This is a genomic window from Verrucomicrobiia bacterium, from assembly GCA_035629175.1.
Classification (GTDB): Bacteria; Verrucomicrobiota; Verrucomicrobiia; order Limisphaerales; family DASXHY01; genus DASXHY01.
The window spans coordinates 60,658-77,233 of sequence record DASPIL010000066.1 but is presented as its reverse complement, the minus strand read 5'-3'; the positions used below and the strand labels follow the sequence as shown (position 1 = coordinate 77,233).

17 protein-coding genes are annotated in these 16,576 nt (G+C 58.4%); 2 read left to right on the top strand and 15 right to left on the bottom strand.

The genetic code is table 11. The features are described 5' to 3' along the window. Positions 1-33: 33 nt before the first annotated feature. The 5 genes from pelA to VEH04_10900 all read right to left on the bottom strand — a co-directional run bounded on the left by pelA (position 34) and on the right by VEH04_10900 (position 5,961). Positions 34-1,263, bottom strand: a complete 1,230-nt coding sequence (gene pelA, locus VEH04_10920; protein HYG23284.1) for a pectate lyase — start codon at positions 1,261-1,263, stop codon at positions 34-36. Positions 1,264-1,289: 26 nt separating this feature from the next. After that, positions 1,290-2,171 (bottom strand): prepilin-type N-terminal cleavage/methylation domain-containing protein, encoded by an 882-nt coding sequence (locus tag VEH04_10915; GenBank protein HYG23283.1) that lies wholly within the window; start codon positions 2,169-2,171, stop codon positions 1,290-1,292. 197 nt (positions 2,172-2,368) lie between these two features. Continuing rightward, a complete protein-coding gene (locus VEH04_10910; protein HYG23282.1) occupies positions 2,369-3,511 on the bottom strand; it encodes a DNA-binding transcriptional regulator in 1,143 nt (380 codons plus the stop codon). Positions 3,512-3,751: 240 nt separating this feature from the next. Next, positions 3,752-4,855, bottom strand: a complete 1,104-nt coding sequence (locus VEH04_10905) for a zinc ribbon domain-containing protein (protein ID HYG23281.1) — start codon at positions 4,853-4,855, stop codon at positions 3,752-3,754. A gap of 35 nt (positions 4,856-4,890) precedes the next feature. Continuing rightward, positions 4,891-5,961 carry an SPFH and helix-turn-helix domain-containing protein gene (locus tag VEH04_10900; GenBank protein HYG23280.1) on the bottom strand — a complete coding sequence of 357 codons (1,071 nt, stop codon included), beginning with the start codon at positions 5,959-5,961 and terminating at the stop codon, positions 4,891-4,893. 127 nt (positions 5,962-6,088) lie between these two features. On the opposite strand from VEH04_10900, the gene VEH04_10895 reads away from it, so the two are divergent. Next, a complete protein-coding gene (locus VEH04_10895; protein ID HYG23279.1) occupies positions 6,089-6,829 on the top strand; it encodes a zf-TFIIB domain-containing protein in 741 nt (246 codons plus the stop codon). Between the two features lie 34 nt (positions 6,830-6,863). Here VEH04_10895 and VEH04_10890 read toward each other — a convergent pair whose 3' ends face one another. The 9 genes from VEH04_10890 to serA all read right to left on the bottom strand — a co-directional run bounded on the left by VEH04_10890 (position 6,864) and on the right by serA (position 14,967). Continuing rightward, positions 6,864-7,685, bottom strand: coding sequence for a DUF2071 domain-containing protein (locus VEH04_10890; protein ID HYG23278.1), 822 nt, complete (start codon positions 7,683-7,685; stop codon positions 6,864-6,866). Positions 7,686-7,700: 15 nt separating this feature from the next. Continuing rightward, positions 7,701-8,648 (bottom strand): TIGR01777 family oxidoreductase, encoded by a 948-nt coding sequence (locus VEH04_10885; protein HYG23277.1) that lies wholly within the window; start codon positions 8,646-8,648, stop codon positions 7,701-7,703. Further along, positions 8,645-9,388, bottom strand: a complete 744-nt coding sequence (locus tag VEH04_10880; protein HYG23276.1) for a DUF2071 domain-containing protein — start codon at positions 9,386-9,388, stop codon at positions 8,645-8,647. The genes VEH04_10885 and VEH04_10880 overlap by 4 nt, the downstream gene beginning before the upstream one ends. Further along, the gene (locus tag VEH04_10875; GenBank protein HYG23275.1) at positions 9,388-9,804 is read right to left on the bottom strand and encodes a hypothetical protein; all 417 of its coding nucleotides are present in this window, start codon (positions 9,802-9,804) and stop codon (positions 9,388-9,390) included. Before VEH04_10875 ends, VEH04_10880 begins: the two co-directional genes overlap by 1 nt. A gap of 28 nt (positions 9,805-9,832) precedes the next feature. Further along, the gene (locus VEH04_10870) at positions 9,833-11,062 is read right to left on the bottom strand and encodes a DUF393 domain-containing protein (protein ID HYG23274.1); all 1,230 of its coding nucleotides are present in this window, start codon (positions 11,060-11,062) and stop codon (positions 9,833-9,835) included. Positions 11,063-11,083: 21 nt separating this feature from the next. After that, the gene (locus VEH04_10865) at positions 11,084-11,614 is read right to left on the bottom strand and encodes a MarR family transcriptional regulator (GenBank protein ID HYG23273.1); all 531 of its coding nucleotides are present in this window, start codon (positions 11,612-11,614) and stop codon (positions 11,084-11,086) included. Between the two features lie 60 nt (positions 11,615-11,674). Continuing rightward, the gene (locus tag VEH04_10860) at positions 11,675-12,109 is read right to left on the bottom strand and encodes a DUF309 domain-containing protein (GenBank protein ID HYG23272.1); all 435 of its coding nucleotides are present in this window, start codon (positions 12,107-12,109) and stop codon (positions 11,675-11,677) included. A 142-nt stretch (positions 12,110-12,251) separates the two neighbouring features. Continuing rightward, a complete protein-coding gene (locus tag VEH04_10855; protein HYG23271.1) occupies positions 12,252-13,343 on the bottom strand; it encodes a peptidylprolyl isomerase in 1,092 nt (363 codons plus the stop codon). Between the two features lie 25 nt (positions 13,344-13,368). Continuing rightward, positions 13,369-14,967, bottom strand: a complete 1,599-nt coding sequence (serA, locus tag VEH04_10850; protein HYG23270.1) for a phosphoglycerate dehydrogenase — start codon at positions 14,965-14,967, stop codon at positions 13,369-13,371. Positions 14,968-15,095: 128 nt separating this feature from the next. Here serA and aroC point away from each other — a divergent pair, with 128 nt between their 5' ends. Next, on the top strand, positions 15,096-16,187 hold the full coding sequence (gene aroC / locus VEH04_10845; protein ID HYG23269.1) for a chorismate synthase: 1,092 nt from the start codon (positions 15,096-15,098) through the stop codon (positions 16,185-16,187). Between the two features lie 37 nt (positions 16,188-16,224). Here aroC and VEH04_10840 read toward each other — a convergent pair whose 3' ends face one another. Next, on the bottom strand, positions 16,225-16,563 hold the full coding sequence (locus tag VEH04_10840) for a hypothetical protein (protein ID HYG23268.1): 339 nt from the start codon (positions 16,561-16,563) through the stop codon (positions 16,225-16,227). Between the last annotated feature and the right edge of the window lie 13 nt (positions 16,564-16,576).

The window sequence follows — 16,576 nt, the reverse complement described above, 5'->3', positions numbered from 1 at the left end:
ATTTAGTTGTTCGACTGACAGTGTGATCCGGTATTACTTGCGATCCGCATTCAGCATGCGGCGCCATTTCTTCTGGCCGTTGTTCAGGATGCTGCCGGGCAAAGTGGTGAGATAGTCATAGCCGAGCCTGTTGTGTGCGGCCATTTCATCGAACGACTTGTAGAGCACACCATCCCGGCCGGGAAATATGGGTGTGCTGTTCGTCAAGGAATAGAACCGCGCCCAATAAACTTCGGTGGATGTCGAATTCCTCTCATAAGTCGTTTTCGCCGACCGATTCGTCCGCGAAAGACTCGTGATCTTTGCCTGGTCGAGCCAGGCCAGGCCCTGTTCAATGGAAGTTACGATCTCGGGCGAAGGATTGGTGATCGTCATCAGAAACTTCAGGACGTGGGCGCTCTCCAAGCCGCTCAACGAAGCCGGTTCCATGAGGCGCGCCTGGGCTGGTTGCATGGTGAGCGCGTCGTATTGCGCGCACCACGCGGTTGCTTTCCCGTTCTGCACAACCTGCAACTGCCGCACGCAGCGAAGTGCCGCAGCCAACGCACGTTCCACCTCCTGCCGCTTCAATTCATCCACAAACGCAAACCACGGTTCGCGGCGTTGAATCGAATGGAGCAGTTCCAGAATATGCGTCATGGCGTCATCATTGAACGTGATGTGATCATGATAATTGCCCTCCAGCGGGTAACCCTGCGGCCAGCCGCCGTTCGGAAACTGGGATGCGAGTATGAAGTCGAGTCCCTTGAGAAATCCCGCTTTGCAATCTTCGCGCTGCGTCATGTGCCAGACGCATGCGAGAAACTTCATCTCCGCGGTGGTCGCATGATTGTCGAATGTCGCAACATAATGCGCCGAACGGCCGGGCTCGTTCTGGGACGTCCATTGCATTCCGGGCCGCCGCGGACCGTGGCTGTATCCGGTATGCTTGGACCATCCGCCTGCCGGGGTTTGATAGGAAAGGACGGCATCGGCAATTCGCCGGGCTTCATCTGAACCAAACCACGCGTCACCCGGCCTGGCGGTCACCTTGAAATCCCCGCCGCTCGGAGCCTTCAACGCATTGCTCATCCCGCTGGCCGCTACTTCTGCCGCAATCGCTGCCTGGTCGGCCATCGAGTTCTTTTGGGAACGGTCGAGGTATTCTCTCCAGGAGGGTTGCTGTTCCGCGGGCAGGCTGTTGATGCGCTCGCGCGTGACGGGCTCCGCCGCCGCCGATGCGACGGCGAATGCGCTGAGCAGAAAACAAAGTGTGTATTGCATGGTCCAACGCGGGCGGAGCCGGCTGTTTATTTCCTCGTTGTAGCGTGAGTTACCAGCCACCACACATCCTGGCTGGCGGCGATCGCGCCCGCGGTTCCGCTCTTTACCGCGAGAAACCGTCCATCGCGCCATTTGCGAATTTCGGCATGGCCATCCGCGAACGAGAAGGCACTGGCGTTGTTGTGGTAAAACGCAGGCAGGTCTCGATATCTGCCATTCGAACCCGCTGCGGAAGTTGCCCACGCGCTGGAGTCGATCCAAAACCACCCGTCATTGATGCTGTCCGCCCTTTCGTCCGCGAAGACAAACGCATCGGACGGCGGCAGTTTTTTGAAGTCGGACATTTTGACATACCGCTCGTAAGTCGTTTGCGAAACGATCTTCCCGCTGATGCTTCCGGGATCGCCAGTCGGTCCGACGTGCGAGTTCATCGTGATCGATCGCACCCGCGGCTTCGCAGTCGCAATGTCCGTCGATTTGTCGCCTGCACAATGATATAGCGCTGGACTCTTTGTGTACGGTCCAAGCGATCCGTAAGGCTGGTACGCCGCGCCAACGAGCTTCTCGGTGTTTACGTTGTCGGGATTTGCAGCTCCCATCGACAGGCGCCCGGCCACCCATGCGGGCCATCGCCCAGCCGGCTCGCCGATGTCATTCCCGTTGTTGCTGTCGCTGGAGGGATTCGGCGGCAGCTTCTCCGCCGCGTCGCCTGCATACATGTGCCAGGCGAGTTGCTGTTGCTTGAGATTGTTCAAGCAATGAATCCCCTGCGCCTTGACCTTTGCCTTCGCCAGTGCGGGCAGCAGCATCGCGGCAAGGATTGCAATGATGGCGATCACCACGAGCAATTCGATCAGCGTGAAGCCGCATCGTTGACGCGCGCGATTCCGAATAACTAAGGCTGCCACAGCGGCGGCCGATGCAGTCGCGCGGGGAACTCTTCGGGGATTGAATGCAGCGTTGGAAGATGAAATGCGCATAGCTGAGTGTCGTTACCTTACCAAGGTCGCCAGGACAGATGCCTACCGACCTTAGGCGAAAAAGTCTGAATTTTCTGCACACGAAGGCGTGCGACGAAGATCTGGATGGAATGGGGCGTCGTGGCCTAACTGAACTGCTTCTGGTATTGCTTGGGAGAAAGCCCAGTCGCGCGCTTGAATGCGACCCAGAAACTGTTGCCGCTCTCGTAACCGCACATTTGAGCAATCGTATCGATTTTCTCGCCGGATTCGAGGAGCAGTTTCTTGGAATGCTCGATCCTGATCCGCTGCAACTCCGTGCCGGGCGGGCGGCCCAGATTCTCGACGAATGCCTGATGAAAACTGCGGACGGACATTCCCGCGGCATTGGCCAGATCCTTCACCCCGATCGGTTCATGGCAGTGATCCCACATGAAGCGCAAGCTCCGTGCGACGCCGGGATGGTTCACTGCAACAAGGTCGCTGCTCTTGCGCGTCACAAGCCGCGAGGGCGGCACTCGCACCAGTTCAGGTTCGAAGGAGCGCGTGCGCATCGCGGCATCCAGTAACCTCGCCCCTTCATAGCCAATCAGCTCCATGTTGACGTCGACGCTTGAAATCGGGGTGTGCATGGCATCGACGGCCAGCAGGTGATTTCCCGCTCCGACAATTGCGACGTCTTCCGGCACTGCGATGCCAATGGCTTCGCACACTTCGAGGACCTCGAGCGCAAGGCCATCGCTCGCGGCAAAAACCCCGGTTGGCTTGGGCAGCCGTTTCATTTCGCTGGCGAGCCAATCCCGCTTCCATTTCCAGGCCTTTCGATCCTTCCGGAATGCCGGCGATTGATGCCAGCGCAGCCATGGAGCCTTGTGTTCAGCCTGCTGGAGAGAGCGGATGAATGCCTCGCCGCGTTCGTTGTAGATCCAGTTTTCGTAATCGCTGTAGAACGCAAAATTCCGAAAGCCGCGCGCCAGAAAGTGATCGGCCACGAGCCGCGCTGTTTCGGCGGTGTCCTCCAAAACGCGCGGCAGGTTGAGTTGTGGCCTGCGAAAGCTGAAATCCACGGCAGGCTTGCCGCTCTGCATCACGAAGTCCGCAAGATCGTCGCCCGGTCCGAGCCAGGCAAGGATGCCATCCCCATCCCAGCCCCATGGGATGGCCTTCTCGCGAGAGAAATCCTCTGACAAATGCCAGCTATGTTCCTGCGCGTACTTTTCGATGCCGCGATGCAGGCGATGGTCGTACCAGCCCATCATGAGCAGGACGCGTGGAGATTTCTTGCGCATGACAACAGGATCGGGATCTACGTTCGTCGCAAAGGTTCCATCACTGAGAATACTGCAGTGCCATTCACCCTGTGTGCCCTCGCATTTTCTTCCTCAACATTCACGGCCGTCGTGACAGTGACCTGCGAATCGTATCGGATCGTTCTCAATTGATCATCTTCGATTTCTGCAAAGGACCTTGAAAAGCAGGCTCGTTCACGAACGAGGCCGGCTATGCAGGTGAACCCGGGGGAATGCCGTTCAGTGTTGCGCAACGAGGAAGAAGACTCCCGCGGCAACCGCTATTGCGAGGATCAGCAACAGGATCTTGACCCAGCTCTTCGGATAATTGCCTGCAATCGAGCAAGTGACGCCATTAATCAGCACCTTGTAATTCCGCCGGCCGTAGTTGTAGGTCAGCAGCCAGATCGGCACCAGGATGTGCTTGAACGTCTGTTGCGAATAATCACTGTTCACGCGTAGATTGCGTTGTGTGTCCCCGGGCACCTGCGCAGAACAGAGCTGGCGCATCGCAGCATCCATCGCGTCGCGTGCCGCTTTGGCGCCTGCGACGAGATCAATCTGGTAACGCTCGACCACCCAGCCAGAAAGGAAACCGGGCTTGTAGGGAACAAGATCGCGAGTTGGAAAGGGTTCGATTCGATGCAACAGATCCGGCGGCACACCGCGCGAGGCGCAAACAAGCTGATCATCGAAAGCGTGCTTCACTGAGCCGGCGCTCGGAATCCACCGCACCTTGCGCACACGGCGCGACTGTCGTTTGCCCTGTGCATCGGTGTAATGCTCCGTCTCGTAATAATAATACCCCGAATCGGCGGTCCAGTCCGCATCCACGTGAGCATCGAACGTCCAATACGGAATGTAAGCACCCATCACGGTATCTGTGAGTGCAGAGCGCTTCAGCCGATTGGGGGCGAACCAACGGGTTCCATACCATTTCCGTATCGCGTCGCGCACCTGGTTTTCACTGACCTTCATGGGCAGCAGGCTTTCGGGCCGGAACGATTCCTTGATTTCCTCGTACGGCACGAGCGCAGAGGAGCCGCAAAAATCACAGCGCTGCCCTACCCGTTCTGCATCGAACACCGAGATCGCCTGGCAACTCTGGCATCGAACGCATGTCTTGGCGGCCTGCCAGCCTCGCTGTTCATCAGGAACGCCCCGCAACGTGGCAACAAGGTCGTGTTCGACGATCGTCTCCTCGCCCGACGATGTCAGCTCAACGTGAGCCGGCGACGTGGTGCCGCAGAACGGACATACAAGCGCCTTTTTGTCCGGGTTCCATTGCGCCTCAGCCCCGCACGCCGGACATGTGAACTTTTTATGTGCAACCGCGTTCTGCATGTGTGATGACGATCGCTCCTCGGGCGCAGGATGAGTCAGGAATTGAGAAACTGGTCCAGCGCGTTGCGCGTGATGCGCCAGGTGGATCCAATCTTCCGGCCCTTCAATTCGCCGCTCTCAAGCGCCGCCAGCACGTCCGCCTCACTCACTCCCAGAATCAGCGCAACGTCACCGGCACCCAGCAATTCAGGAAATCCAGGCGTGGGAATCGACGCCGGCAATCCTGCCGGACCCCCCGATGGGGTCGTGGGTGACGCGTTCATTGCAGCCATCATCTGTTGGCCCATGGCCAGCCCGGCCCCAAGCTGCGCCGCCGAATTAGCCATCCCGCTCCCCTCTCCCTTCGTCATGCTTTCTGCCATCTGAAACTTCACGTAGTCGTTCAAGTTCCCCACCGCAGACATGCTCGAACGTTTATCGATCGCCTGCTCCACCTCAGGCGGAACCGAAACGTTCTCCACTACAAAACTCGGTATTTCCAATCCGTATTTCGCTGTGACGATCGGATTGATCATCGGCAGTAGCGCATCTCCGAGTTCCTGGTAACGCGCTGCGACTTCCAGCACGGGCAGCCGCGCGGAGGCAATTGCATCGCTGAACAGGCTGACCACACGTGAACGCATTGTGTCAGCAAACTCGTCGATGCGGAAATTGTCATCGGTCCCGGCCACTTCCTTCAGGAACAGTTTCGGATCAACCACTTTGAAATCGTAAGTCCCGTACGCGCGCACCCGCACCACCCCGAGGTCGGGATCCCGCATCATCACGGGATTTGCCGTGCCCCATTTGTTTCCCGTGAACAGGCGCGTGTTGATGAAATAAACATCGGCCTTGAACGGCGATTCCAGGCCGTATTTCCAGCCCTTCAGTGTTGAAAGGATCGGAATATTGTCTGTTGTGAGCGACCATTTGCCCGGCGTAAACGTGTCGCCGAACTGGCCGAGATAAACAAACTGGGCCACCTGTGATTCGCGCACGATCAATTGGGCGCCACGCTTGATTTCCTTGTCGAGGTCGGGATAACGCCACGAAATGGTGTCGCGCGAGTCGTCCTCCCACTGGATGATTTCCAGAAACTGTGTTTTAAGATAATCGATCAGGCCCATAGTTTTCCTTTCAATGCGCGACATCATTCCACGGAACCGCTGCGTTGGAAGTATAAATTTGCGGACCCGTTGTAAGTCGTCGCAAAGGTTAAGGTCTTCAGTGTAGAGCCGATAGGAAAACCGTGTCATGACTGCTTATACCCTTAAATGTCCGATGTGTGGCGCGTCCGCGTCCCCGGATGCCACGCGCTGCGGCCACTGCAACTCGCGTTTGGCGACTATTGCCTGCCCTGCCTGTTTCGGCATGGTGTTCCTGGGCGCAAAGTTTTGTTCGCATTGCGGAGCAGCCGCCCGCCGCGCGGAATTGTCCGGCTTGCAGCCCCGGCCCTGTCCCCGATGCTCTTCGGAGACCCAGCCCGTGCTCATCGGCACAAACCACCTCCTCGAATGCCCGAAGTGCGAAGGCATCTGGGCCGATGCCGATGCCCTGGAGCGGCTTTACGCGGACCGCGAGCAACACGCGGCCATCCTCGGAGCGGCCGCAGCCGTTCCAACGCCGCTCACCGGAAACGTCGAGGTGGTGCGCTATCTCCGCTGTCCCGTCTGCAGCGACCTCATGCATCGGGTTAATTTCGCCCGCTGCTCACACGTGGTCGTGGATGTGTGCAAGCCGCACGGAACATGGTTTGACCGCGATGAACTGCGGCGCATCATTGAATTCATCCAGGCCGGTGGCTTGATGAAGGCGAGAGAGACAGAATTGCGCGAACTCGAACGCCGCCGCCAGAGATTGGAATCCACAGAGCGGCACCGCCCCGCGGATTTGCCCTGGATGAACGTTGATACGTGGGGTGCAGCCAAATACGAGACCTGGGACGACGCGCTTTCCGCAGTTTCAGAGCTTGCAAGATACGTGCTGAATCGGTGATTCCGGGAGGGCTGGCAGCGCCAGCGAATTTATATCATGGCATTTCGAAGAACGCCGACAGGCGGCGCGCGCCAAGCCTGCTTGGTGTCATTCGATGTGGACGGCCCATCCAGACATCGCGCACGCCTTGAGAAAAATGCGCGCTGTGTAATGTCGCCCGACTCAGGCCCGCCCAAGCTTCATCGATCAGCGAAGCCTCGGTTACGTTCACTTGGGCGCGAACCTGCGGCCACGGCCGATGCCAGATGCGAAAGAATCGCTGTGCTCGGCTGGCCGCGGTGAATGCTGTGTATCGCTCGAGGAGAAATGCGTCCAATGATCCGTCCGTGCAACTGTCAAAATCGAATCCGCACGCCACCCCGTGGTAAGCGAACCGCGAGCGCGTGGTTGCGTCGGTGACTTCGCCCGACATTCCGTCAACTTCGCTTCCGTGATCATATCGCAACCGGCCCAGGCGATACGGCAATCCGAAGGTCACGGGTCCCAGCGCACGGCTCACGCGGTTGGGGACCCACTCCGCCAGAAAGAAAATGCCCATCTCGCCGCGATGCCGCACATAAGTTCGCACGTTCAGGAATTCATGCGTGGAGACCGGCAACGTCAGCCAGCGCGTGAAACACCCGCCAACTTTCAGTCTGAAATGACTCATCGTGAACGCAACCAGCGAGATAAACGCGCGCCCGTTCCACACGTCGAGTTCCAACGGGATGAATCTTTGCAAATCGGCCGCGCTCACTTCGTAGTGCATAAACAGCGCGCGGTCCCAATCCGCAAGAAACAACGGTTCCCCCGCCGTCACCTGCATCCGCATTCGCGCGGCAGCATTCGAGTCAACAATGGGATTCGTCGCATGCACAAGATTCCTGAGAGTTCAACGCGGCCGGCCTTGCTCGAGGTCACGGATGGCTCCGGCGAAATCCGCGAAACGAAATTCAAATCCGGAATCAAGCAGCCGCCTGGGAACGGCACGCCGGCTCTTGATGATCAATTCGGTCTCGGTGCGCATAAAGAAGGCACCTATCTCCAGCAGCCACAGCGGAGCAGGCAATCCCCACGACATCCCGCCAGCCTCCCTGACGTGCTGCATCATTTCGCGATTCGTGAGGGCGCGCGGCGCCACGAGGTTGACCGGGCCCGAGAACTCCTCGTGCTCAATGACCCAGTCCACGGCACGGCAAAAGTCCGCGTGGTGAATCCACGAGACGAACTGTGTTCCACTTGCCATGGTTCCTCCCAGGCGGGCGCGGGCAAGCTTGCGCAAGGTTGGGAACACACTGTTCTTCGCCTGCCCCAACACCATGGCGGTCCGCAGTACCACCTTCCTTGTGCCGGGGGTAACCGCGTTGTGGAACGCCTGCTCCCACGCAACGGCCACATCGATCGAAAACGCATCCTTCGCTTCGGGTGTAGCATCGATCTCACCCTGCTCATCCCACCCTGCGTTTCGCGTGTTCTTGTAGATGGTTGCGGTGCTTGCGTTGAGCCAAACCTTTGGCGGGTTCGAACAGCCCGCGATCGCGTGGCCAAGCAGGCGCGTCGGAATGACCCTTGAGTTCATGATCTCCTGGCGATTCCGCCGCCCGTACCGGCAATTAACCGAACGTCCGCTGAGATTGATCACCGCCTCCGCGTTCTCGAGTTCCTGGACCCACGGTCCCAAAGTCAACCCGTCCCATCGCACCTCTCGTGCCCTTTCCTGGTTTCCCGGATGGCGGGTGAAAACCACAACCGGCCAGCCTTTTGCGGCGAACCATTCGCCGAGCACTTGGCCGAGAAATCCCGTTCCTCCCGCCAGCACGATCTTGCGTGGGGTGTTCATAAAGCGTTTGCAACTCCGGTACGGAGAATCGGCGGCCGAAGCCATTCGTGTTCAATGCCCCGCATTAAGAGTGCGTTGTCGAATGCCATCGATCCGGCGGGGAAACGTGTTCGGTTAGAAAAAAAACTCGATTCGATGCTTCGCACGTGGAGGGGCGTCATCGCCCATGCGTGACTTTTAAGTTCGAGCCCTTCCAGAATGCCTGTCTTGCGGGCTGGTGAATATCCCGCTGCGCCACCTTCAAAAAAATCAGAGGCTTCCTTGAGGGTCGTGAAGATCGATCCTTCAGCCAGACGATCTGCGATGGTCGCGTCCACGCTGAGAGATGCGTCGCCATCGTGACTGCGCATCCGCAGTTGGAAGTCTCCCGCGGACTCGCGGACGTCAAGCGTCGCCAGATGATGCACGCCGGGAAAGACGCGGCCGCCGAGCAACACGTTCAGCCGCTGTGCGGTGTCGCGACGAGGAATAAACACGCCTTCACGCAGTTCACCGCGATCCTCCCATTCCACCGCTATTCGATGAGCGGCGTTTTCCGAAGTCACGCCGAATGCACGGGGCAGACCCTGCGGCCGCAGATGTTTCAAACGAATGAGGCAAATGCCGACGATCGCCCAGCCGCGGACGAGTTTTGGACGGAATGGCCGTGGGAGAAGCGCCTGCGCCACCTGCGGCGTCACACGAAAATTGATCAGCATCCTTCGATCAATGATCCCCTGCACGCGCGGCATGTTGAGCATCACAGCGCACCCCCTTTCCACGCAGCCACCGCGTAAACAATTGCGAGATAGATGAAGGTCAGATTCGTGATTTGATACCCTGCTTTGTAAAACCAATGGGTGAGGTAAGGCCGCGCATCGAACACAAGGAACGCGACAACGATACGAACAGTCCAGAGGAGCGCCATCACTATGGAGAGTGCGCGAGCCACAGGCTCACCTGCCGCGATCTGGGGCGCGAAGAGAAATGTCAAAACGGCGAAGCTGACGAGCGTCAACCCGACGAACGCATAGTAAACCCAGACGAGGTTGCGAATGAACGGCGGCAGGTTTTTGAGGTGAGCCGCAAGGCCGACGGTCCGCGGCATGGTGGCACCCGCCCAGACAAGGCCGATGTGGAGAACAGCGGCAATTTGCAGCAATGTTGTCAGTCTCATAATTTTTCTCAAAACGCGTGGAGTGCTTTCAGGAACGGGAGCATGACGTTGTATATAAACGGTGGATGGAACAACCAGAACACCGGCAGGCTTGCGGCCAAAATTGTAAACACGCGCCCATGCCAGCCGCGCAGCAGTTTTCTTCCGCGCCGTGTGTGCTCGATAAGGACGCCGACGCCTTGCAGCAGGAAATACGCGGTTGGCAAACCGAAGCCGCCGCGGGCCGGCAGCGAAATGACAAGATCGTGAACCAGGCCTGAGACAGCAAACACGAGCAGGCCGGCTGCGCGCGGCCGCGCAGCGGCGTGAAAACAAAATCATGGGCAAGCTGGCGAAACCCGGAGTTCCATCGGCTGCCCGAGAATTCGCCAGGCGTTTTTGCAAGGAGCGGAGCCCTCATGAGCGGCAGCGCATCCACCCCTGCCCGCCGCCAAAGCTGGGCCAGCAGGGCAAAGAGCCCGAAGTGCAGCAACAGGATCAGGCCAAACATTCCAATCCATCCCGCGAGCAAGGGAAGAGTGTCAGACAACAGACCGGCCACACCCCAAACGAGAACCGCTCCAGCCATGGTTCGAATCAGCGGGATCAGCCATTCACGAAATCGCGGCGCAGTAACAATCGCGTTGGTGTCGAAAAACGCATGCGCATCCATTCCGATCCACCCCAGCAGGAATCCAGCGCCTTGGAGAATTCCGGGCCTTTCACTCCCTAACCAGGCGCGCCAGAAAACCAGCCACTTGCAACCCGCGAAGAGAGCGGCACACAACGTCCACATGAAAACCCACGCGGGAAGTTTCCAGCCAAATAGCATCAAAACGGCGACCGCAATCAAAAGCGGCAACCATCCGATCCAGTCGCATCTCCGATTTGGAACGCGGCATCGACCCCCACTGCAACGTCGATTCTGAGCGACCCGGCAGTAGCCGGCGCGCAGCAGATCATTGATCAGGGGAATGCGGCCGATCGCCGCAAAGCAGCGTCCGAACGGAAACGCGCGCGCAAGATGAATAATGGCGTCCGCTCCGCCGTGAATCCGGCCATCGCGCGTGATCACGCGCATTTCCCGCAGCAATTCCGGCTCGGCAAGGTTCAACCGCTGGCGCACCTCTGCGCTTTGCAAGGGCAGGACGACATAACCGCGGCGGGTCAGCGCGGGTTCAATCCGACGAGCCCAACGAACACACAACCCGCAGTCACCATCGTAGAAAAGCCAGCTGCCCCTGTCGCTCCCTGTATTGTCTGTATTTTCTGTATTCACAGAATTCCGAAATAAAAAAAATCAGCTCATGCCCAGCAGCTTCAGCACCTTGTCTCCGAGCTTCACAAAACGAACGACAGCCTGTGTCGGCCACTGGCGCAGCTGGGCGTACCACGCTGTTGTAACCTCGAAAAAATCGCGCAATGTCTTTAACCGTTCCTCAGTGAACTCACTGGTTTCCTTGTCCTTCTCGGCCTCCGCTATGCATTCGCGGAGCATCTCGAGGGCGGGATCAATCTCGCGGCGCTTGCGTTCGTCGAGAACGACGCGGAACATTTCCCACGGATCCTTCATCGATTCAAAGTGATCCCGTTTGTCCCCGAGCACATGCACCATTTTCACGATTCGCCATCCCTGAAGTTCCTTTAAGCTGTTGCTCACGTTGGAGCGCGCCACGTTGAGCGTTTCGGCGATGGCTTCGGCGTTTAGAGGCTCGGGAGCGATGTAAAGCAGCGCGTGAATTTGCGCGACTGTCCGATTGATTCCCCACCGTGTTCCCATCTCCCCCCAATGCAGGACAAATTTCTGTTCAACGGGCGACAGTTTATTCATTTCTGTATGGACAGAAAATACAGACGCAACGGCAATGTTGTCAAGGCGCAAGATGGAATTTCAGGTCCCAGCCGCTTCAAAAGGCGGCGCGAGCTGGGGCGGGTTGCGCGGATCCAGCGGGTTTACCTCAAACTTGCCGGCTTCGAGCAGGACAAGCCAATGCTCAATCAGCTTCAGCACCGTGCCCACATCCAATCCTTCGTGCATTGCTGGATATTGGCGAAGGTTTGCTTCGGCGAGCCGGAACAGAGCTGCAGACGGACGCAGGCGTGTCTTCTGCAGGTGAACGAATGCTCCCGCCAGCTGGATCAGTCCCTTGTAAAACGCAAAATTCGGGCTGGTGCGGTCCTTCAGCCAAAGTTCTTCCAGGACGTCATGAGCCTCAAAGAACAGCTGTCGATTGAAGCATTCGAAATAGCCAAGATAGTGCGCGTCGCGGCTTCTTCCCTCACACGACCGAATTAGTTCTGCTATGGCTGCGCTCTTCTTGCTCACGCCTGAAAGTACCGATCAACGCTTCACGCGCAAAGTCGAATTGCCGCGAAGCGCCAACGAGTATGCCGCGCGAAGGTTGCCCCCCGCCTGGCCCGTACACGAAAAAGGCCCGGACAAGCCGGGCCTTTGTTCAAATCGCAGGTCAGTGATTGTGGCCGGTGTGATCGGTGTGGTCATGGGCGCCGGTTGCCGACGCGGCACCCTCGCTCACGGGCTTCAAGCGTTCATCGAGGATCTCGACCTTGCTCGCCTTTTCAAGCTTCTCGAGGTACTCAGGAAGCTGCTTCTGAATCGCCTGTCCAGTGAGGAACTCCTTCACCTCGGTGGAAACTTCAGCGAGTTCGATCTTCTTCGCCGGAATCTTTTCAAGCGTCTTGATGATGTGATACCCGAACTGCGTCGTGACGAGATCGCTGATTTGGTTGGTATTCATCGAGAACGCGGCGCCTTCGAACTCAGGCACCATCTGGCCCTTGGGGAACGTGTATTCACCGCCCGTTTCCTTCGATCCGGGATCTTCCGAAAACTCCTTTGCCAGCTTCGCGAAGTCCTCGCCCGCCCTGGCGCGCTTCAAGACATCTTCCGCAACGCGCTTCTTCGCCGCCTTCTGCTCATCAGAGAGGGGCGCGCGGGTCGCGGGATCGGTGGTGCCGATCAGCACATGGGCAGCACGGACCATCTCGGGTTTTTCGAAGCGTCCGGGATTCTCGTCGAAATATTTCTTAACCTCTTCATCGGAAACCTCGACCTTCAACTCCCGTTTCACCACTGCTTCAGCCGTGAGCTCCTCGCTCATCTTTGCCTTCAATTCAGGTTCGGTAAGGCCAATGGTCTTGAGGCGCGCGGAGAACAATTCATCGGAACCCGCCTGCTTCTTCAGGTCAGCAACGCGTTTTTCGGCGGCTTCTGCGCCAGCGGTTTTGTCCGCTTCCGTGGCTTTGGAATTGAGCAGCTGGACCTGGATGAGGCGCTGCAGGATCTGCCGCTCCAGCGCGGTGATTTGCTCGGCGGGGATCGTCTGGCCGCGCGACGCGGCGGCGGTGCGAATGCCTGTGAGGGCGTCATCGAGCTGCGCGCGGGAAATGGTCACGCCCTCAGCCTTCGCGACGATCGAGTTCGTGAATAGATCGCTCGCGCGCAATGCGGGACGGGAGTTTGTTCCCTCTGCCGGGGCCGCTGAGGCCAACGGCGCAGCCGCACAGAGCACCGCGAGAGATACTGCTAATGTTTTCATAAAAGTTTGTCAGTCTACCACAATTCTACAGTTTAACCACCATCACGTTGCTGATGTCCGGATCTTTTCGAATCTCGTCCATGAAGTCATTCGGCGGGACGCTATCCAAATTTAAAGCGGTCAGGGCAAATCCGCCCGCAGTATCCCGGGTGAGGCTCATGCTGGCAATGTTTACGTTGTACTTTGCCAGCAGGGATCCCAGGTAACCCACGATCCCAGGCCGGTCCTTGTTATTCAATAACAGCACGACGCCCGAAGGCACAATTTCAGTCGGCTGGCTGAACACGCGGACAATGCGCGGGTTTTCGGGCGAACCAAAGAACGTGCCGCCCGCGGAGATCACTTTCTTTCCGGCGCTGAACGCCTGCACATGCAGCCATTCATTGAACGTCACGGGCTCGCTGGAACGTTTCTCTTCAACCGAGACACCCAGCGTAGATGCCACACTCCGCACGTTGATGTTGTTCAAATCCTTCACTGCCGCCCTAGAAAGAAATCCCTGCAAAATCGAGCGCGTGATGGGATCGATGTTCGGCAGTTCCCGCGCCTTGCCGCCATACGTGATGTGCAGCGTGTCCACCTGCGGCGGGGCCAGTTGCGCCAGCAGTTTCCCGAGCTTTTCACCCAGCGTGAGGTAAGGCTTCACCTCCTCGTAAGTCTTGGCGTCGAGATAGGGCAGGTTGATCGAGTTGCGGACTTCCCCTGTCAGCAGGTATCCCGCAACAACCTCCGCCACCTCAATACCGCATTTCTCCTGCGCCTCGTTCGTGCTGGCGCCAAGGTGCGGCGTGAGTATCAAGCCGGGGTGCTTGCGAAACGGATGATCCGCAGGAAGCGGCTCGGCATGAAACACATCGAGAGCAGCGCCGGCGACCTTGCCTGAATCGAGCGCGGCGATCAGGTCTTCATCGACGATGATTTCGCCGCGCGCGCAATTCACGATGTTCACCTTGGGTTTCATCTTGGCAAACGCAGCGGCGTTCAACATGCCGCGCGTCTGCTCGGTGACAGGCATGTGCACCGTGATGAAATCCGCGTCGCGATAAACAGCATCGAGTTCAGCAACCAATTCGACGCCGATGGACTTCGCACGCGCCTCGGTCAGGAAAGGATCGTAGGCAAGAACCCGCATGCCGAATGCGAGAGCCCGTTTTGCGGTCTCGCCGCCAATGCGCCCCATTCCCAAAACACCCAGCGTCTTCCCATGCAGTTCAACGCCCTGAAAGAGTTTCCGATCCCACTTGCCCGCCACCATCGATCCATGCGCCTGCGGCACCTTGCGGGCGAGGCTCAGAATCATCGTGAACGTGAGTTCCGCCGTCGTGATGGTATTTCCGCCGGGCGTGTTCATGACCACGACGCCTCGTTGCGTCGCGGCTTCGACGTCAATGTTGTCGACGCCAACACCGGCACGGCCGACCACACGCAACTGCGGCGCGGCCTCCATGATTTTGCGCGTCACCTTCGTCTCGGACCGCACGAGCATTGCAGAGACATCGGAAAGCAGCGGAAGCAGTTCGGCTTCGGACAGGCGCTTGGGAAGAACCGTTACCTGGAATTCGGGACGTTGTTGCAGAAGAGCGATTCCCCTTGGCGAGATCGGGTCACAGACGAGAACTTTCATAAATGAGGCGGGAGCATAGGGATTGGTCCAGAACAGGTCAAAGCCTTCCTGCCACTGGGGCGGGGCGCAGACGTCGAAGCCACATACGGAAGTTTGACCTCATCGCGGTTTTTCTCATACTCCCGGCCATGGCTAATTCTTTCGGTCAACTGTTCCGCATCACCACCTGGGGCGAATCGCACGGCGGCGGTGTTGGCGTCGTGGTGGATGGCTGTCCCCCGCGGCTCCTGTTGACCGAATCGGACATTCAGCCCGATCTTGACCGCCGCCGTCCCGGGCAATCTAGGATCGTCACGCCGCGGAAGGAGTCGGATACCGTTCAAATCCTGTCAGGCACCTTTGAGGGAAAGACTTTGGGAACCCCGATTTCCATGTGGGTTAAGAACGAGGACGCGCGGCCGGAAGCTTACTCTGAAATGGCAACAAAGTTTCGGCCTTCACACGCGGACTACACCTATACCGCGAAATACGGAATCCGAAACTGGCAGGGCGGCGGCCGCACGAGCGCGCGTGAAACGATTGGACGCGTGGCTGCAGGCGCAGTCGCAAAGAAGATTCTGCGCGAGCGTTTCAATGTCGAGGTGCTCGCCTATGTCACGCAGGTGCAGCACATCAAGGCGAAGATCGATCCCGAAACGGTCACGTTTGCCGCGGTGGAATCAAACATCGTTCGCTGTCCCGACGCCACCGCAGCGGATCACATGATCACACTGATTGAAGCGATGCGTTCGGCCGGGGACACCGTGGGGGGCATTGTCGAGTGCATCGCGCGGGGTGTTCCGGCTGGCTGGGGCGAACCCGTCTTTGATCGTCTGGAAGCTGATCTGGCAAAAGCCATGTTGAGCCTTCCTGCGTCGCGTGGCTTTGAGTTCGGGTCGGGCTTTGACAGCATCCTGCTAACAGGCACGCAGCACAACGATCCGATCCGCGCGGAAGGCGGCAGGGTCTTCACGACTTCGAATCGTTCGGGCGGGATCCAGGGTGGAATCTCGAACGGCGAAGTGATTTATCTTCGAGTGCCGTTCAAGCCCGTGGCGACCGTCATGACCGAGCAGGATACTGTGAATACCGATCTGCAGAATACGACCTTGAAGGGCCGCGGGCGCCACGATCCCTGCGTTCTGCCACGCGCTGTGCCGATGGTCGAAGCCATGGCTGCCCTGGTGCTCGTGGACCACGCATTGCGTCATGTGGCGCAATGCGGCGCGCCCTGCCACTGACCACGGGAGTCCTGGGACTTTCAAATCCCAGGCTAAATCAGCTTTCCGCGCTCTGACGGCCGTCGCCAATCGCCTGCACGACAGGCTTGCCCGGGCGAGCCGGTGCCGGCTTCTGGTAGGGTGAATGCAGGTTGAAATAAATGCCGCACAACGGCCGGGGGCCGTCGCTCTGGCTGAGGATGACCGTCATGTGTTTGTCCAAGGCAATCCCGTGGCGCAATTGCGGTCCCCGGGTTTCAAAAGCCTTCAGTGCTTTTACAAGCAGAGAAACCAAAGAGGCCTGGAACTCTTCCGGCGTCTTCTCGATGCAAATGACATACATCTCATACGCCTTCATGGCTTGCGCCATCTCTTCCTTAAACATGTCTACAGTCACGGTAGCGTAGGAT